Raw genomic sequence first — 19,838 nt, forward strand, 5'->3', positions numbered from 1 at the left:
AATGACAGTTTGGAAAAAGGTCTAGTATTTAAGAGACTACTTGGATGTATGAATTGACTTTACTCGACTAAAACGGCTAATTAACACATAAAAAACTGGCGTAAATAAAAGGCCGAAAAAAGTAACGCCAATCATTCCACTAAATACAGCGACACCAATTGCTCGGCGCATTTCAGCACCAGCACCAGTTGCAATAACAAGAGGGAAAACCCCCAAAATAAAAGCAAGCGAAGTCATTAAAATAGGCCTTAACCGCAATTTAGCGGCTTTAATTGCTGCCTTCCAACGATTCTCACCTCTATCTTCTAATTGCCTTGCAAATTCAACAATTAAAATTGCATTTTTTGAGGCAAGACCCACAAGTACTAAGAAACTAATCTGGGTCATAATATTATTTTCCATACCTAATAATTTAATGCCCACCAAAGCTGAAAAAAGGCACATAGGTACAATTAAGATAACAGCCAAAGGTAAAGTCCAGCTTTCAAATTGAGCAGCTAGAACTAAAAATACAAAAATAACACCTAAACTGAATGCAATAGTAGCTGTATTACCGACCATCTTTTGTTGATAGGCAATTTCTGTCCACTCATAACCAATTCCCGGCGGTAAAATTTGTTTGGCAAGATTTTCCATAGTCGTTAATGCCTCATCTGAACTATAGCCCGGTGCTACATCGCCTTGTACCTCAATAGCGGGATAAAGATTAAAGTGGGGTACCCTTGTAGGTCCAACTGTATTGCTTATTTTTGCAATAGAACCCATAGGTACCATATCACCTGCACTATTTCTTACCTTAATACGTAAGACATCATCTTCTGTACGGCGGTAGTCTGCTGCAGCTTGCGCTATTACACGAAAGGTTCGCCCTAAATAATTAAACTCATTGACGAAAAAGGAACCGAGATAGACTTGCAAAGCCTCAATAATATTTATATAAGGAATATTTAGTTGCAAAGCCTTTTCTCTATCGATATCAAGAAAAAGCTTAGGTGTGGAATTATCAAACAGGGTGAAAACTGAAGTGACTGCTTTAGTTGCATTTGCTGCCTTAATTAAATTAGTTGTTGCCTCTGTTAAAGCTAACAAACCTTTGCCATCTCTATCTTGAACCATCATCTTAAATCCACCAGCATTACCAATACCTCGTACTGGTGGCGGCGGAATAACAACAATGAAGGCTTCTTTAATGGTACTTAGTTCTTTACGTAAATTATCAAGTATCATTTGATAACTGATACCGCGTTGCTGGCGCTCTTCAAACGATAAAAGTGGCGTAAAAATCGCGCCTGCATTTGAGGCGCTAGTAAATGTGGCGCCAGAGAACCCAGTAAAACTTACAGCATTAGCGATACCTGGTATTGTTAAAATTTTATTTACCGCTTTTTTTATCACTGCATCAGTACGTGGCAAAGATGCAGCTGGCGGTAGTTGTACTGCAACAATAAAATAACCTTGATCTTGACGAGGAATAAAACCGCGCGGCACAAAGCTAAATAAAAAGATAGTTAAGAGAATTAATAGAAGGTAGATAATTAGCATAATAAAGGTGCGCCTTGTTAAGCGAGCAACTAAATAACCATAACGTTTAGCAGTACCTTCAACTAAATGATTAAAGCCTACTAAGAAGCGGTGAATAGGTCGACGCCACCATGCAACTTGTTCAATGTCGTGAGTCTGATGTTTAGAAAATAACAGCGTAGCTAAGGTAGGACTTAAAGTTAATGAAACAAACACAGAAATAGCTGTTGCAATAGCAATCGTTGTACCGAACTGCTGGTAGAAACGTCCAGAGATACCTTGTAAAAAAATAGTAGGCATAAAAACGGCAATTAACACAAGCCCAATTGCAATAAGAGCCGCGCCTACTTCTTTCATCGTTTTTCGTGCAGCATCACGAGCCTTTAACCCCACACTCATGTTACGTTCCATATTTTCTATAACCACGATGGCATCATCAACAACAATACCAATTGCGAGAACTAAGCCAAATAATGTTAAGTAATTTAGGGAAAAGCCTAAAAAATTCATAACAGCAAAAGTACCAATTAACGAAATTGGAATAGCTACGATAGGAATAATGGCTGCGCGCCAACTTTGTAAGAATAATAAAATAACCAAAACAACCAAGATCACGGCTTCATAAATTGTATGAAAAACAGCATTTATAGATTGTTGGACAAAGAGCGTAGGATTATAAGCAATTTGGTAAGCAAGCCCTGGTGGAAAATCTTTAGCAACCTCTTGCATAGTTGCCATAATCTCTTGTGCGGTTGATAAAGCATTGGTTCCTGGCCGCTGAAAAACAGGTAAAGCGACCGCAGCATCTTTTCCTAAATAGCCTCGCGTTCGATAATCTTGCGCACCTAATTCGACCCGGCTAATATCCTTTAAACGAACTATACGTCCTTCACTTGATTTCACAATAATATTTTCAAAATCTTCTTTTTTAACCAGCCGCCCTCGCGTTTGAATATTGTATTCAAAACTGTATTGAGTGTCTTGTGGTTGAGAGTTTAGCGTCCCACTCGCAATTTGAATATTTTGTGCGCGAATTGCAGCCAAGACATCATTGGCTGATAAATTAAAAGAATTCATTAAATCAGGATTTAACCAAATACGCATGGCATACTCTGTGGCGCCCACTATACGAACTTCACCAACACCAGCAATACGTCTTAATCTATCGCGTATATTAAGTACTGCATAATTACCTATGTAGGTTTGATCATATTTACCATTAGGCGAATACAAGTTAACCACCAGCATTAAATCAGGCGAGTTTTTACTTGTTACGATACCAATACGACGAACTTCTTCTGGCAATCTCGCTTCAGCAACTGCTACTCTATTTTGAACAAGGACTTGTGCATCATCTAAGTTAGTGCCTAATTGGAAAGTAATAGTGATTCTTAACTGACCATCATCAGTAGACTGGGAGTCCATATATAGCATGCCTTCAACCCCATTAATTTCTTGCTCTAAAGGGGTGGCTACGGTTGCAGCAACAGTTGTAGCATTAGCGCCAGGATAAGAGGCTTGCACTTGAATTGTGGGGGGAACAACTTGCGGATATTGTTCAATAGGTAAATCAAAATAAGCCAATAGCCCTACCAAAACAATAATAATTGAAATGACAGTCGAAAAGATTGGCCTATCAATAAAAAAATGAGCAATACGCATTTAAATCCTTTTCATTATTAGAGCACTAACTTTATTTAAGTGGTACTGCGTTTTTAGATCTCTTTTAATTTTTTAGGGTTATCTAACTACACTATTTAATAATTATTTTTTTCTGTTAATTTAATAACGACAGGTTTAACTTTTTGATTTGGCGCTTGAATACTTTGTATACCATTAATAATAACTAACTCATTTCCTTTTAAACCACGGCGAATAACATAAAAATAATTCTCACGTAAAGGCCCGAGCTCTACATCAACTCGTTGTACCTCATTCTTTGGATTAACAGTATAAACAAAATGACGTGATTGATCAGTATTTACTGCCCTCTCAGGAAGAAGCAATGCTTCGTATTCATTGCTTGCTGCTAATTTAGCACGACCAAATAAACCAGGATAAATAAGCTTGTCTGGATTAGGAACAATTGCTCTAGCTTGCATTGTTCCAGTGCTTTCATTAATGACATTATCCTTAAAGTCCATTTTTCCTTGATGTAGATAAGCTTTTTCGTCCGGAAGCTTGATTAAGATTTTTTGGGCATCTTTATTAAGCGGTTTTAAGCGATTATATTTTAATAAATCACCCTGACTGATATCAAAATAAAAATAGATTGGATCAATGGAAACTATTTTTGTTAAAACGGTTTCGTTAGCACGAACTAAATTACCAACACTTACCAAATAACGGCTTATTTTACCATTAATAGGTGATCTAATTTCCGTATATTCTAAATTTACACGTGCATTTTTTAATTGTGCTTCAGAGATTTGCAAATCTTGTAAACGCTGATCAACGACTGATGCTGCAATAAATTTTTTTTTATATAATTCAACCACGCGCCCATATTGACTCTTTGCTAAAGTATATTGAGCTTGGGCTCGAGCTAGCGCATATTGAAATGGCCTTGGATCAATTATAAAAAGCAAGTCATCTTTTTTTACAAATTGACCGTCTTTGAATTTTATGGCGGTTAAATAACCATTTACTCTAGAGCGGATGTCCACTTCTTCGATAGCTTGAAAACGACCTGTATACTCGTCCCAATCCACCACTTTCGCTTTTATAGGTAAAGCAACCTCGACTTCTGCTATGGCCGCTTCTTTTTTCTTATCAGACGTAGCTGGGCCTGAACCACATGAGATTAACAATGAAGTTATTAAAATAATAAAAATAATTCTGATAGCTGTTAAACTGCTATTCATTTTTTTAATCTCTATTTAGGACATGTTGACATTTGGTGTTGCGAGCTCAAAATTTGGATACTTTAGTGTAAATTTTAGTTTGAATGAGGCAAATAGCGAGTCCTATTTAACGAATTTAAACTGAAATTTACGCAAATTAGCCGGGTTTTGAGCCGTAACACCAATTGTCAACAGGCCCTATATTAATGAACCTTACTAAGTTATTATTACCTAATCAAATTTAGTCTATATCACTTCTCCTAAATTTGCTGAAATTTATTATAGTTAAAGAGCTACTTTTTCCATCTTAATTATAAGTCTTCCCTCCTGGCAAGAAGAGGAATAAATTTATTAGTAGTGTTTACCCCTATATCAAAAATCAAATTAGTTCTTTTTTTATTATATTTGATATTATTGTGGTCAATATGATTTAATAGTTGTCAGTATATGATATAATGCTGGCATGCTATATGAATGTTTTTTTAAACCGTTAGCAATGAAAATGAAGTAAAATTTAAAGCTTTGCAGGCGCTTTAATTTAAGAAGGGATAAAATCATGCTCAAACGCGATATTTCTACAACAAATGTTTTAATTGCAGCTGCAGGTGGTATGATTGGTTCAGGTTGGTTATTTAGCCCTTATATTAGCGCTCAAATGGCTGGTAGTAATTCTTTAATTAGCTGGATTATTGCCACACTTTGTATGTTTTTTATTGCTTTACCCCTTTGTGAGCTTGGCGCCATGTTTCCTGTTTCCGGAGGGATGTCTAATTATCCAACTTATACGCATGGCCGCGAAGTAGGCTTTCTCTTTGCATGGACATCGTGGCTTTCCTATGTCGTCATGACACCTATTGAAATACAAGCCATTTTACAATATGGAAGTCATTTTTTCCCTATTTTAACAGTGAATGATGCTGCAACGCTTAAACTTTCCAATTATGGATATGTTGCTGCTATGTTTATTATGTTATTTGTTGTCCTATTAAATTCCTATGGTATAAGAATGCTTGCTGAATGTAATAAATATGCCAGTATTATTAAATTTATTCTGCCAAGTATCGCTATTTTTTCATTCTTACATTATGCGCCAAATTTCAACAACTTATCTATTCATTTAACAAGCAAAGAAGATTGGGTATCTATTTTTACAGCACTTTCGGCAGGAGGTGTCGCTTTTGCTTTTACAGGATTCCAAAATGGTTTAGTGTTAGCCGGCGAGGTTAAAAACCCCCAACGTAATATTCCTATTGCTATTATAGGCGCCGTACTTATTGGTTTTATATTATATTTCCTGTTACAACTTAGCTTCCTTGCAGCCGTGCCAGCTAAGTATTTAACCCATGGTTGGCAACATTTAAATTATCCCGGTGATAGTGGACCCCTGGTAGGCTTAACTTTAATTTTAGGCCTGACTATCGTTGCAAGCTTATTGCTTTTTGATGCCGCATTTTCACCTTTTGGTACCACCCTTGTTTATACAGCGGCGACTTCTCGTATTCTATACGGTATGGCTCTTAATGATCATTTACCCAAAATTTTCTTAAAAGTAAATCGCCATAAAATTCCTTATGTGACATTATATGCTAATTTCCTGGTAGGAATATTATCTTTTCTGCCTTTTCCTGGTTGGCAAAAACTGGTCGCTTTTCTTTCTTCAGCGAGTATTCTCTCCTATAGTATTGGTCCTATCTCTCTTTTAGCCATGCGTAAATTACAACCAACTACTGAACGGCCTTTTCGTTTAAGAGCCGCTTTAGTTTGTTCGCACATTGCCTTTTATTTTTGTAACTTAATGCTCTATTGGTGCGGTTTTACTATATTATGGAAACTTGATTTAGCTTTAATTATTGGATTAATGATTTGTCTAGCTTATCATCGAAAAAGTATTTTCCAATGCGATAAACGACTTTATTGGTTTTTATTTTATATGACTTCCCTGCTGCTTATTTCTTACTTAGGTTCATTTGGCGGCATTGGCGTTTTAAGTTTTCCTCTTGATCTAATTTGCATTCTGCCACTTAGTATAACCGTACTTACGTTGTCGCAACTGTTATTGAGTAAGGTTGAACATGAGCCAGTTGAATTCAATTTAGAAGAAGTTGTCTTATAAATCTCAGTACTGACACTTTATAAAAATTGCTATAGTCTTACTTATAAGGCAGAGCAAATTTTTTACTAATTTTAATAAATATGTACTTGAAAATCATTTTAAGTTTCTAATAATTGACCTAATCTAATATCGATGCCACAATATGCGCTTTTTTACAGCATAAAGTGTGCAATTATGAGTTTAGTAGAACAAAAAGTTAGTAAAACTCTTGAGGATTTAGAAAACTATTTAAATAAAAATGCCCGTTTACATGTTGGGCGTGATGACGCAGACAAAGTTAGAAAAAAAATTGGGCAAATTATAGCTGATGGATTCAAGGAATTAAGTGAAGAAGATCAAAAAAGTGTTTATAAGAAATTATCTCTACGCTTGTATCCAGATAAAATTGCAGTAAATCAGAAGCTCTTGCCCCTTCTTAATGCTAATAATATTTCTATTAATGAGCCCTTTCTAATTTTAGATAAGGCTTATAAAAAGCCTAATATTCTTGATATTGATGATCTTGCTAATGATCCTCTCTACACCACTATAAAATTAGCTGTTAACATCTTAGAGCAAGCTTATCACCATTTAAAATTATACCAGCGCTATTATGAGCCTTTAAGAACAATAGTTAATATAGCCTCATGGATTATTAATATTGGTTTAGTTATTGCTGGATTTATCGCCATAGAATTAACTGCTACAATTTCTACTATTATTTCTTTTACAAATACTATTCAAAATACTTTAATGAATATTATTACTAGTGGTGCACTTAACAAAGCTACTAAAGACTTAATTAACAAACCAAAACTTTATCAAGAAACTGAAGATAAATTTTATAAAGACCAACAAGCTTTACAAATTTCTATTTTAAAAGGGAAGATAATTTTTACTAATGATACAGCAGAACAAGAGACAATTTATGCTGAATTAGTACGTATTAAAAATATGTCTCTAGAAGACTTTAAACAATATTATCTGGCTACTCAAACTAATGAGCCAGAGAATATAAAAGAAAAAATTAAAGAAAAAATTTCTCAAGAGCAGTTAACAGGTTTCAACAGAATTAAATTTACTGCCCAATTCTTCCAACATACTATTTTTGGCCCGTTACCCACCGGGTTAGGTAATAAATTAGTTTCAGTAATGATTCAGCGTCCCATTACAGCATTGCTAGCACCTGTTTTTATCATTACTACAGCAGCTATTGAATTGGCTAAAAAATTAAATGCTCTTCTTTTATTAACCAGCTTGGCTGCACTTACTGCACTGAAGTTTGTTACTCTTATGGCGGTAAATTTACCTCTTTATTTACTCGATACCGCACGCTATGTAGGTCATAAACTTGCTAATTTAAGATCGCATAAATCTAAAGCCACTCCTGATGTTCCAACTGCTTCTAACGAAGAGAACTTTGATAGCAGCTATAACGCTATGTTTGATAATAGTAAGCCAACTCAAACAGATAGAGATGACACACTAGGTATAGATCCATTTACTCATTCTAAAAGAGGCCTTAGCCTATTTGATGAGAACAAAAGAATATCTAACGACAATCCAGACTCATATCGTCCAACGACTGGTAGTTACCAATCTTAACTTAATAAGACACTAAGATAGAAAATTTAGCGCTACTAAAATTAGTAGCGCTTTCAAGAAATACTTAAAAGGTTAAATGTAATTTCAATTCTTTTCGCCCTTTTCTTTATCTAATATTGCTTTTCATCAACTTGTTGTTTAAATTTAGATCTTTTATCTCTATCTGCATAAATAAGGGAGATACCGACATTATGCCTAAAGTAATACCTATATTATTTACGAACGCTAATCCCTTAACCTCTGCTCAGGTAAAAATTTTATCGGAAGCTAGAGCAATTTTATCGAATGAATTTGGCTTTGACGTTCAACGATCAATTATTTCACCTGTTAATGATGCTTACCTTAAGCAGCGCATTTACCCTAAAATAAAATTAGAAGGCAAAAACTATCATCGCTTACTTTTTACTGCAAGAGAGCGATTAAATATAGCACGCGGAACTATACAAGATGCCTATCCTTTAAATGTAGGAATAGATATTGCCGCCTTTGGACTTTATTATAATACTACGCCAAATAGTTTACCTAAGAGAGGTTATATTGAATCGTGGGAAATGTTAGAGCACTTACAAAAATTAGAAATAGAACGAAGTCAACATGCTAATATAGAACCGACTTTATATGTGTTAGTCGCAGGAACTGATCTAGCAAATCAACGAGGAAACTGGAATGATCTAGCGCCAGGAATCCCTTTCTTACTAGTTACTCGTAAAACACTTGACAATGAAACAGGGGCACTAAAACAACAAATTAACCTTGAATCACCCGGTGACTATTTAAAAAAATTAGGCTATCAAGGCAATATTTTTAACCATTTTAAATCTAAAGTTTTTACTTGCCCAGAAAGTTTAGACGCCAATTTATCTTCTACTCAACTTGCTGAATGCAAGCCAGAGGCTTTAAATCTAATGGGTGATAAAGCATTCACTGAATTAGTAAAAATACTAGCTATGCGCGTTAAAACAAAACCATATGAACACACAGCACGAGAGCAATTAGAAACGGCTAAAGCATCTTTAGCTATTATTAAGAAATATGCTTTAGAAGGAGTTCTAGGAGAAAATAAGAAAGCTATTATTAAACAAAAATTTCCTAGTGATTTAAAGGCAGCAGCACTTTTAGAGTCAGTTAAATCTTTTTGTACATTGAAAACCCGAGAACATATAGATGGACTAAAAGACATAAAAGCCATCTTTGATCAAGCTGCAATAAATAAAACTTTAACTAATGATGAATTGGTTGATCAATTACTAACTTTTACTAAATGGAAAAAATCGGATTCTAATTTAGCTCGTTTTTTCCATAATAAAGTTCGTCACAGAGCGCCTGAAACCGAGCAGTTTTATCAGCTGCTTGCATCGCTTGATGAGACCGATTCTAACTCTTGGGATAGAGTTACTAAATCTATTAATATGCTAAATGAGATGGATGTAAAGGATACGCAGCTTAATTTGTAAACTAAAAGGATTCCCGCTTATACGGAGATGACAGAAACAAGGGCAGGTTGGGCCAAACGCAGTGCGGCCCAACTTCTTTGGTTATAAGATATGTTGCATTCTTCTAATTTGTTGGACTGCACTGCATTTAGCCCAACCTATGCTGTTTTTGCCATCATTTTAGTTTTTAGAGAAATATTTTATTGTTTGATTTAATCCAGCTTCAGAACCTATTTCATAAAAAGGTTCAAATACCTCATGGGCTGCTAATTCATCACGAAGTGACAAATTATGAAATAGGTCTGCTAAATCAAATGCTTGCCCTATTGGTAAATTTTTTAAAAGCGATGCTGACAAAATACTTAATCCGTAATCAATATAATTCATTTCAGGCGAAGGTCTACGTTTATTATACTCAATGATCTTATCCTTATTGAATAAAACATTACTTTTATCACCTTGATTCATATTTTTAAAAACCGTCATTAATGCTGGTTTACCGCTTTTAAAGAAATCTCGTTCTACCGCTTTAAAATTAATAGGAAGATAGGAATCGCCGTAAAGGACAAAGAATGCCTCTCCTAAAAGAGGTAAAGCTTGCCTCAATGCACCTCCGGTGCCAAGCGGATGATGGCCGTCCCAAGAGTAGCGTACATTTAAATCATAAGCTGAGCCATTGCCTACTACCGTTTTAATTTGATCTCCTAAATGACCTAAACAGAGCACTACTTGTGATATTCCTTGTTGATGTAGATAATGAAGTTGATAATTAATAAAGTATTCACCTGCTACTCGTATTAGCGATTTAGGAATTTTTTCAGTCATTGGAAGCAACCGCGTTGCAAGTCCGCCGGCTAAAATGACAACTGGCAAGCTCATGTAAAGCTCCTTTCTTTACTTAAAATACTTCTACTATTAGTTTTTAATAATGTTTGCAGAAAAATAGATATAATGATATCAATTAAAATTTCTCACTTCATGAGAATAAGATCTTTGGATGGCTCAATTATATGATCGATGAAGGTAAGCCTATAACCAATACATCTCGTCTTTCTGTCATCGGCGCCGGGCCATCAGGCTTAGCTGTTAGCCTTTTTTTAAAAAATACCCCTGACATTTTGGAAAGTAAAAATCATGTTGGAGGACATGCATCCTCATTTACTATTGATGAATTTACTTTTGACTATGGCCCCCATATTTTATTTTCTCGTGATAAGGATATTTTAGATTTTATTATTGCCTCTTTAGGAGATAATGTAGCTCAATGCCGACGTAACAATAAAATTTCCTATAAAGATCGACTACTCAAATACCCTTTTGAAAATGACTTAAGCTCTCTTTCTCTAGAAGATAATTATGACTGTATCCGTCATTTTATTTTTAATCCTTATAAAGAAAAATATGCTAGCCCTAGCAATATGAGGGAATGGTTTTTAAAAACCTTTGGGGAGGGTATTTGTTCGCGTTATTTATTTCCTTATAACGAGAAAGTATGGAATATTCCTGTAGAAAAACTTTCTATGTCTATGGCGGAGCGCATTCCAACACCTCCGCCTGAAGATATACTGAAATCTTCTTTAGGGTATATTACAGAAGGTTATTTACATCAGCTCTATTATTTTTATCCCAAAGTAGGTGGTTACCAAGCAATTTGTGAGGCTTGGAAAAAAAATATACCTATTACTTATCAATTTAACGTCAATAAAATTGAATATATAAATGACAAAATTAGATTATATGATGATCAGGGCAATATGAAAGAATATGAGCAAGTCATTAGTACAATGCCTATTCACGAGTTGATTGCAAAAATAAATATTGCGGTACCAAAAGCTATTCAATCTGCAGTAGAAAAATTAATTATTAACCCCATGTTTGTTATTTCTTTTGGTATTAAAGGTTTTGATCCTAATCAATACACAGCTGTTTATTTTCCAGAAGCTGAGTTTTGGGTGAACCGAGTCAGTTATCCTTGTACTTTTTCTTCTGCTAATGGACCACAAGGACATTGGAGTTTACAAGCAGAAATTACTTGTACTAAAGATTCAGAGCTTTGGAAAAAGTCAGATGAAGAAATTTTAATGCATACTAAACTCGGTCTACAAAAGCGAAACTTATTACCCGAAGATGACGCTATCAATTTTGCAAAACTTACACGCATACCACATGCTTACGTAGTTTATGATGTAGGTTATGAAGAGCAGGCTAGCAAAGTTAGAAACTGGTTTGCATCTTACGGGATACATTTATTAGGTCGTTTTAGTTACTTTGAATATGTCAATGTTGATATGGCTGTCGATAGGGCTATTAAGCTTGCTGCTATGTTAAATGGTGATAAGAGAGATTATTTAGAAATAAAAACTTGTTATCTAAAAAGTGCTTTAAATAAACTAATCGGCTAAGACTTACTTTACTCGTCTTTCATATTATTCTATTTGCAAGCGAAATAGCTGGAGAAAATTGCAATGAGTGTTAACCCTGATCCTATAGGGAAATATGTTACTGTTGCCATGATTACTAAAAATGAAGAACAGGCTGTAGTTGGGGTTATTGAAGACATTAAAAATATTGTCCCTGAAGCTGAAATTCTTATTGTTGATTCAAGTCAAGATGAAACGCCGGTAATTGCTAAAGCACATGGCGCAAAAGTAATTCGCCAATTTCCTCCACGTGGTTATGGCCCTGCTATGGAACATGCGTTACGTGCAGCCAGTCGCCCCGTTATTATTACTTTAGATTGTGATAATACTTATCCTGCTCATAAAATCCCAGAACTTGCTTCACTTATCCTTAAAGAAAATTATGATTTAGTAGATGCATCGCGATTAGAAAAAAAACCACAAGCTATGCCTTGGCTTAATTATTTAGGTAATTTGACGTTTGCTTGGCTCGCAAGTTTATTATTTTTTAGGCGATTGAATGATTTGCATAGTGGTATGCGGGCTTACCGTAAAACTATGCTAGATAATTTAGAATTTGATGCCAAAGGTGCAGCTCTCCCTGTTGAACTTCTTTTAAAACCGATTATATCTGGCTATAAAGTTTATACTATATTTATCGACTATCATGAAAGGGTAGGACAAAGCAAAATGAATGCTTTAGATACTAGCTGGTGGACACTAAAGCGAATCCTCAAAGTCAGAATGCAATCAATAAAAAAGAACCGTTTAACTTTATAAATGGATAATCTAATTTTGAGTGTGTTTAAGCTGTGAAAAAATAAATTTTTTGCAATTACATAGAAAAAAATTTACATTTAAATTAGTAATTTCAAACTGATGGAAAAAGTACTTTAGAAATTATATTAGACCTTCATTAGACTTCTTTGGAAATTCGCTACCGAGAGTGCAGAGCAAGAAGGCACGAAGCGCAGAACCGAAATGTACACATGAGTACATGATGGTTCGAGCACTGTATTGACGAATCAATGCACCTTTGTAACGAGTTTCCGAAGAAGGCTATCGCATGAAGCCGGAAAATATCTTTAGTGAAGAAGAAGATGGTCTATACTGAACAATACTTAAATGAAACAATAAAAATTATTAATCAAATAGAAATTAATACCATCGAGCAAATAGTTGATTTGCTTGCCACTCTTAAAAAATCCCAAGGGCGATTATTTTTTCTTGGCGTAGGAGGAAGTGCCGCCAATTGTTCGCACGCAGTTAATGATTTTCGCAAAATTGTTGGGATTGAAGCGTATACTCCTACAGATAATATTGCAGAGCTTACTGCAAGAATTAACGATAATGGCTGGGCAACGACCTTTGTTGACTGGTTAAAAGTTAGCAAACTTACTACTAAAGATATGGTGTTTGTATTCTCAGTAGGCGGCGGTGATTTAGCTAATAATATCAGCCCAAATATTGTAATCGCTTTACAATATGCTAAATCGATAGGAACTAAAATAGTTGGAATTGTTGGAAGAAATGGAGGTTATACAGCTCAAGTAGCTCATGCATGCATTATTATTCCCACTATAAATCAAGAAACAATAACACCCCAGGCTGAAGCATTTCAGGCGGTCTTGTGGCATTTAATAGTATCGCATCCAAAATTAACAGGTAAAACTAAAATGTAACCTGTTTACTTAAAAAAGGACTTTTTGCGAGAACGAGCAATGAATGAAAAAATTGAGAAGTTAAAAGTAAAAATATTTTCTGACGGGACTGATAAAACTCATCTCTTAGAGTTATGTAAACAGCCTTATATAAAAGGTTGGACAACCAATCCATCACTTATGCATCAGGAAGGTGTGTTAGATTATCAAGCCTTTGCACAAGAACTTCTTACCCTTATACCTCCTCAGCGGCCAATTTCCTTTGAAGTCATTGCTGATGATTTTAAGGAAATGGAACAACAAGCTTTAAAGATTTCTTCATGGGGGGATAACGTATATGTCAAAATACCCATTACAAATACACGTCATGAAACCAGTTATACTTTGGTTAAGAAATTAACGGCGCAACAAATTAAAGTCAATGTCACCGCAGTTATGACTTTAGAACAAGTACGCCATATTATTTCAGCACTTTCGCCTGATGTCCCTAGTTATATATCTATTTTTGCCGGACGTATTGCAGATACGGGATTAGATCCACTTCCCGTCATGGTAGAAGCACTAAAAATTATGAAAACTAATCCTTTAACAGAATTAGTTTGGGCAAGTACGCGTGAAGTATTTAATATCTTTCAAGCAGATAAAATTGGCTGTCATATTATTACCGTTTCTATAGATATATTAAAAAAATTGTCATTAGTTGGTTATAACTTAGATGATTATTCACTCGCTACAGTAAAGAAATTTCATGATGATGCCATAGCAGCTGGATTTAAGTTATAACATCAGCCACTAAATTTTAGCCCATGCGCAAGTGTTTAAGGTGAAAAATTAGATAAGTAATATATGATTGAAACCACGTGAACTTGTGTAAAGTTTATTTAATAGACTTCTTCGGAGTAAGTTTATGATTATTGCACGTAGCCCATTGCGAATTACGCTTGGCGGTGGCGGCACTGATTTACCTTCTTATTATCGGGAGCAGGAAGGATTTTTAGTTGCGGCAGCAATCAACAAATATGTTTATGTCACCGTTATGAAACCTTTTAGTAAAGGAATTTATCTTAAATATTCTGAATTAGAATATGTTCATTCTATCGAGGAGATAAAACATAGAATTTTTCGCGAAGTTTTAAGACTACCTAATTTACATTCTAATCGTATTGAACTTACCTCGCTCGCTGATATCCCTGCTGGTACTGGTTTAGGTTCCTCTGGCAGCTTTACAACAGCCTTACTAGCAGCTTTATATGCACATAACCACAAATTAATATATCCTCAGGAATTAGCTGAATTAGCCTGTCATATTGAAATAGAAAAATTAGGTGAACCAATAGGAAAGCAAGATCAATATATAGCAGCTTTTGGTGGCTTAACTTGCTTTACTTTCCATAAGGATGACAAGGTAACAGCAACCTCATTAAATATCTCACAAGATATGTTTTTTGATTTAGAAGACAATCTTTTATTATTTTTTACTGGCTACTCAAGGAACGCAAGTACTATCTTAAGACATCAATATGAACAGACCCAACAAGGTAATGATAAAATGTTGATGAATCTACATTTTATTAAACAATTAGGCTACCGTATTAAAGAAGCCTTAGAGCAAGGTAATGGTATTCGTTTTGGTGAGCTGATGAATGAGCATTGGGAGTATAAAAAGCAACGCTCAAACGGCATGAGTGATAATCAGATTGATCAATGGTATGAACTTGGTATAAAAAACGGCGCTGCTGGTGGGAAACTTGTTGGAGCAGGTGGTGGCGGTTTTTTAATGTTTTATGCTTCTGATCGCAATAAATTACGCCATGCTATGCAACGAGCTGGCTTAGAGGAAGTACGATTTAGCTTTGATTTTGAAGGAACGAAAGTAGTGCTTTCATGAATTAAGCGTTCTTGCATAACCTATGAATTTTGCTTTAGTGTAAGGCGTAAACGTTTCGAGTAATGGCAACTTAAGAATTTTGTCATTTCCGCGCAGGCGGAACTCTATCTTAACACTTGCACTGTGCCTACATCGAAATGGATTCCCGCCTACGCGGGAATAAAAGAGCTGTTCTTAAGTTAACGCCATTAAACGTTTCAAAGAGCAGAGTTTACATGGTGTACGAGCAACGCGAAACGATTATAACGCGGTAAATACCAGATTATGCAAGGACTCTAAGGAAGATGGATTAAATGATATACAATCTATATTGTCGTTTGGCCTTAACCATTTATATTCTTCTAGCGTATGCTTTTTATCCAACTTTTCATCTTTCAGTTGATGCTGTACCCGATAGTTTATATCAATATTTAACGCAAAGTTTTCTCGCAGGGCATTTAGAGTTACTGGTGCAACCTTCACCAGAATTACTTAATTTACCTGATCCTTATGACCCTGTGCAGAATTATCATCTTAGACTGCACGATGCATCCTTGTATAAAGAAAAATATTACCTTTATTTTGGGCCACTTCCAGTCATAATATTTCATATGCCATTTAAATTATTAACAGGTTTTTACCCTTCAGACGCACTCGCTGCGTTTTTCTTTTTATCTTTAGGGTTTATGATTAATTTTTTCTTAATCATAAAAATAAAAGAACAATATTTTCCCCATATTTCGGAACTACAATTAGGGCTAATGGGAGCGTTACTTGGATTTGCCAATGGGGCTCCTTTTTTAATGTCCAGACCCGCTGTTTATGAAATAGCAATTGCATCTGCATTTTGTTTTATGAGTTTTGCTTTATTTTTTCTTTATAAAATAACCCAAAAGCATAAAACTAAAGATATTATTTTATTTAGCTTGTGTTTATCACTTTGTGTAGCAGGAAGGCCCCATTTCGTTTTAATTTGTTTTTTTCTTCTCCCTGCCCTTTTGATTTATTTAATAAAACATACTTCTAAAAATCGCTTTACTCTTATAGCTGCTTTATTTGCACCAGCAGTTGGCATAGGTTTCATGTTAGCATTTTATAATTATCTGCGATTTGGCTCTATTTCGAACCTCGGTCATATTTGGCAACTTTCTTGTAATAATATAAAGGCCTTGCATAATGAATTAAGCAATTTAAGTAAAATTCCTCGCAATCTGCTTTATAGTTTCTATTTTTATTTTTTACAGCCCTTCTTAATAGGAGAAAAATTTCCCTATATTAGATTGATTTTACATGACTGTCGTTATCATATTGATAATGATTATTATCTAGAAGCTATTGCTGGGGTATTAATTACAACGCCATCTATTCTTTTAGTTTTAGCCTTACCTAAGTTGCTTTTAGTTTACTTTAGGGACAGAAAGCAGACACATCCCCTATTGTGGTTTTTAATTTTTACCTCTTTTGTTCCTTCCATTACTACCTTATTTTTGCTAATCCTTCCTTTTGCTATTCAACGCTATCAAGTCGATTTTATCCCTTATTGGGTTTTACTTACTATTATCACCTTTTGGTTATATGAAGATTATGCTCGTCATTCGATATACTTTAAAATAATAAAAATTATTTTTATGGTTACAGTGGTCATGAGTATTTATATAGGATTAAGTTTAGGGCTAGGGTATTGGAAATTATTGTGATACAAATTCTTATAAGTACTTAATCATTGCCAACGCAGAATCTCGAATCGCTTCGGCGGAATTTAGTTGACAACGCCAGCCTAAAGAATGAATTTTATTAATATCTAAACGCACTACCGGCACATCACCTTTCCATCCTCTATCACCACCGGTAAACTTAAAATGCACTGGTTTTTTTATATCCATGCATTCTATGATGATATTAGCAATGTCACATACACTAATATAGTCACCAGTAGCTACATTATATACTTCATATTTCTGTGTCATCTTATGATGAGCTAGTAAAACAGCTGAAACTATATCTTGAATATGAATATAAGATTTGCTTTGCGAACCATCCCCTAGAATTTCAAGTTGAGTTGGCTCAGCACGTAGTTTTCTTATGAAATCATACCCTACGCCATGCGTTTGGCGCGGCCCTACAACATTAGCAAAACGAAAAACACAGGCGGTTAAATCAAACATATGACAATAACTACAAATGTAGGCCTCACTTGCAAGTTTACTAGCACCATAGGTTGAAATAGGATACATGCCACCTTGATCTTCAGGACTTACTATATCAACCTCGCCATAAACACCGCTACCAGAGGTATAAATAATCCGCTTAACATTAGTTAAACGAGCTGCTTCTAAAACTTGATAAGTAAGGTAAAGACCCTCTGTAAAATCAATACTGGGCTGGGAGATGGCTCGAGCAATATCGGGATTAGCAGCAAAATGCATAACAACATCATGCCCCTCTATTGCCCTATTGAGTTTATCTGTTTCTTTAACATCACCTCTAATGACTACAAAGCGCGCATCTTTATTGTGCTGCTCAAAGTGCCACTCCTTGCCAGAAGAAAAATTATCATAAATTGTTACTTTCTTAGTGTTATCCATACTCAATAAAGCATCAACAAAATGAGAGCCAATAAAGCCTGCACCGCCTACTAGAAAATAAGTTTCAAATACCATTTAATTAATCCTACTTTGAGATCAATTTTGATTATAAGCAACTTCCCTGTATTTAAGTAGATAGAAGTTTAGATATAATCAAACATCGAATTTATCTAGCTGGCAAATATGACTTTTGATTAACATAGCAGTTGAACTTGTCGTTCCCGCGTAGGCAGGAATCCATTTCAGACAGAGTAAGGTGGTGTTTGAAAAATAGGTTCCCGCCTTCGCGAGACTGACAGTAGTTCCTAATAAAATTCATTTCACTTAATATCAATTTGAGGCCACACCCAGTTGGCTTTTGTCAACCTACCTCGTTCTCTAAATAGATTAAGCCAGAAATTTAAATAGGATTAGACCTATCATTTAACATTATTGAGTTATAGCCTTTTTATTATCTTGCTCTTCTGGTAGTTTCATCCCTTCTAATTCCCTTGTAATATCATGGATAGCATCGTTTGGTATACTAACTATTTCACTGAGTATTTGAGCCTTAATTTCGGTCTCAGAAGTAATAACTGTATTATGTTCTGCATCACCTTTAGAAACATCGCTACCCTCAATTTTTTCGCCCTCTTCTGATTTACTGCCTAGATTATCGCCTGGGTCTGGATCGGGCTCTAGCTCATCTAGCTCTGGTATTAAGATTACTGACCCAGGTCCTTTTTCTCTAATTTCACGTTCTACATCCTCTCTTTTTAGCAAGATTATTTGCTCCCAGTTCTCATCAGTCTTAATAGATTCTATTGGCGATTTTGCTTTTTCTCGGAAATATAAAGTAGACTTAAATTTAATACGCGATTGCTCAACAAGAGTTTTATAAACATTAACACCCTCTTGAACAACCCCACCTGTACTTGATTCTAGGGTTCTCTCTAACAAAATGCCACCTTGAGCAAGCAACTTGGGCAACGTATCATCCAGTAGACATGTTGCGATATTGTAATCATTTACACATAAATTTATATCAGCTAAAAAAATAACTTTTAAAATATTGTGAACACCAATTCCATTCACTATAGCAGCAATTTTTTTAGTAATTTCTTTTTCTAAATTTTCTTGAACTTTATCTAAATTACTAGAAAAACCAATAGGAATTTCCTCAGGTTTTTTCATCTCCTGGAATTTATTAAGATCATCATTTTTATAGCGATTAGTCATCGTTATATAAATAGAATAAGCAAAACTTTTATCATGATAACAACTAACTAATAATACTTTCGATTTATTTGATCCATAATATATATAGATTGGACTTCTCATTTTTTTTCTCATTTCAACAACTATAATAATACCAATTCTAATACTTATTTATTAACAAATTATTAACTATAAAATTTTTATTTATTAATTAAAAATTTTTTTATAAAAACAAAAAATATAGTTTATGATAAAATGAAATTAGCTAGTTTTTAAGATAAGATTATATATTAATTTTTTTATTCTTTTAGTGCATCAAACTGGGCCTTCAGGTTTTTATATTTAAGCCTCATTTCCTTCAGCTTTTCTTCTGGCTTTTCCTCTAATAATTTATTATTTAAATAATTAATATCATTATTTATACGCTCTAGTTCTTTATCAATTTTTTTATCATTTTTTTTCTTTTTTTCTTGCAATATAGATTGCTGTTTTTCTTTTAATTTATCTAAATAGTTATAGACCGAAGCTAATTTTTCATAACGATTATCGATATCCTTTTTAAAGTGATTTAATGAGTGTTCAACTCTATGGATAGGTTTACTGATTTTATTAAAGAATATTATTTTCTTCATTTT

15 protein-coding genes are annotated in these 19,838 nt (G+C 34.5%); 9 read left to right on the forward strand and 6 right to left on the reverse strand.

Features of this window, described 5'->3' with window-relative positions:
• Positions 1–36 precede the first annotated feature (36 nt).
• Together E1P04_RS08125 and E1P04_RS08130 are read right to left on the reverse strand one after the other, a co-directional pair.
• A complete protein-coding gene (locus tag E1P04_RS08125; protein WP_131782415.1) occupies positions 37–3,183 on the reverse strand; it encodes an efflux RND transporter permease subunit in 3,147 nt (1,048 codons plus the stop codon).
• A gap of 95 nt (positions 3,184–3,278) precedes the next feature.
• The gene (locus E1P04_RS08130) at positions 3,279–4,385 is read right to left on the reverse strand and encodes an efflux RND transporter periplasmic adaptor subunit (RefSeq protein WP_131782416.1); all 1,107 of its coding nucleotides are present in this window, start codon (positions 4,383–4,385) and stop codon (positions 3,279–3,281) included.
• Between the two features lie 535 nt (positions 4,386–4,920).
• Between E1P04_RS08130 and E1P04_RS08135 the strand changes: the two genes are divergently transcribed.
• The 3 genes from E1P04_RS08135 to E1P04_RS08145 all read left to right on the forward strand — a co-directional run bounded on the left by E1P04_RS08135 (position 4,921) and on the right by E1P04_RS08145 (position 9,515).
• The gene (locus E1P04_RS08135) at positions 4,921–6,477 is read left to right on the forward strand and encodes an APC family permease (protein ID WP_131782417.1); all 1,557 of its coding nucleotides are present in this window, start codon (positions 4,921–4,923) and stop codon (positions 6,475–6,477) included.
• Positions 6,478–6,651: 174 nt separating this feature from the next.
• Positions 6,652–8,061, forward strand: a complete 1,410-nt coding sequence (locus E1P04_RS08140) for a hypothetical protein (RefSeq protein WP_131782418.1) — start codon at positions 6,652–6,654, stop codon at positions 8,059–8,061.
• A 191-nt stretch (positions 8,062–8,252) separates the two neighbouring features.
• The gene (locus E1P04_RS08145; protein ID WP_131782419.1) at positions 8,253–9,515 is read left to right on the forward strand and encodes a hypothetical protein; all 1,263 of its coding nucleotides are present in this window, start codon (positions 8,253–8,255) and stop codon (positions 9,513–9,515) included.
• Between the two features lie 159 nt (positions 9,516–9,674).
• Here E1P04_RS08145 and E1P04_RS08150 read toward each other — a convergent pair whose 3' ends face one another.
• The gene (locus E1P04_RS08150) at positions 9,675–10,373 is read right to left on the reverse strand and encodes a nucleotidyltransferase family protein (RefSeq protein WP_131782420.1); all 699 of its coding nucleotides are present in this window, start codon (positions 10,371–10,373) and stop codon (positions 9,675–9,677) included.
• Positions 10,374–10,504: 131 nt separating this feature from the next.
• Between E1P04_RS08150 and E1P04_RS08155 the strand changes: the two genes are divergently transcribed.
• The 6 genes from E1P04_RS08155 (at position 10,505) to E1P04_RS08180 (ending at position 17,118) form a co-directional block, all read left to right on the forward strand.
• Positions 10,505–11,896 carry a protoporphyrinogen/coproporphyrinogen oxidase gene (locus tag E1P04_RS08155; RefSeq protein WP_131782421.1) on the forward strand — a complete coding sequence of 464 codons (1,392 nt, stop codon included), beginning with the start codon at positions 10,505–10,507 and terminating at the stop codon, positions 11,894–11,896.
• 63 nt (positions 11,897–11,959) lie between these two features.
• Entirely contained in the window at positions 11,960–12,673 is a 714-nt protein-coding gene (locus tag E1P04_RS08160; protein ID WP_131782422.1) for a glycosyltransferase family 2 protein, read from the forward strand.
• Positions 12,674–12,993: 320 nt separating this feature from the next.
• The gene (locus E1P04_RS08165; RefSeq protein ID WP_131782498.1) at positions 12,994–13,575 is read left to right on the forward strand and encodes an SIS domain-containing protein; all 582 of its coding nucleotides are present in this window, start codon (positions 12,994–12,996) and stop codon (positions 13,573–13,575) included.
• A gap of 39 nt (positions 13,576–13,614) precedes the next feature.
• Positions 13,615–14,337, forward strand: coding sequence for a transaldolase (locus tag E1P04_RS08170; protein WP_131782499.1), 723 nt, complete (start codon positions 13,615–13,617; stop codon positions 14,335–14,337).
• Positions 14,338–14,461: 124 nt separating this feature from the next.
• Positions 14,462–15,442, forward strand: coding sequence for a GHMP family kinase ATP-binding protein (locus E1P04_RS08175; protein ID WP_131782423.1), 981 nt, complete (start codon positions 14,462–14,464; stop codon positions 15,440–15,442).
• 293 nt (positions 15,443–15,735) lie between these two features.
• Complete coding sequence (locus E1P04_RS08180; RefSeq protein WP_131782424.1) at positions 15,736–17,118, forward strand: hypothetical protein; 1,383 nt, start codon at positions 15,736–15,738, stop codon at positions 17,116–17,118.
• 9 nt (positions 17,119–17,127) lie between these two features.
• Here E1P04_RS08180 and E1P04_RS08185 read toward each other — a convergent pair whose 3' ends face one another.
• The 3 genes from E1P04_RS08185 to E1P04_RS08195 all read right to left on the reverse strand — a co-directional run bounded on the left by E1P04_RS08185 (position 17,128) and on the right by E1P04_RS08195 (position 19,835).
• Positions 17,128–18,081, reverse strand: a complete 954-nt coding sequence (locus tag E1P04_RS08185) for an NAD-dependent epimerase/dehydratase family protein (protein ID WP_131782425.1) — start codon at positions 18,079–18,081, stop codon at positions 17,128–17,130.
• Positions 18,082–18,435: 354 nt separating this feature from the next.
• Positions 18,436–19,326, reverse strand: a complete 891-nt coding sequence (locus tag E1P04_RS08190; protein WP_131782426.1) for a hypothetical protein — start codon at positions 19,324–19,326, stop codon at positions 18,436–18,438.
• Between the two features lie 176 nt (positions 19,327–19,502).
• Positions 19,503–19,835 (reverse strand): hypothetical protein, encoded by a 333-nt coding sequence (locus E1P04_RS08195; protein WP_131782427.1) that lies wholly within the window; start codon positions 19,833–19,835, stop codon positions 19,503–19,505.
• Positions 19,836–19,838 lie beyond the last annotated feature (3 nt).

Origin of the sequence: Legionella gresilensis (assembly GCF_900639865.1) — a bacterium.
Lineage (GTDB): Bacteria > Pseudomonadota > Gammaproteobacteria > Legionellales > Legionellaceae > Legionella_C > Legionella_C gresilensis.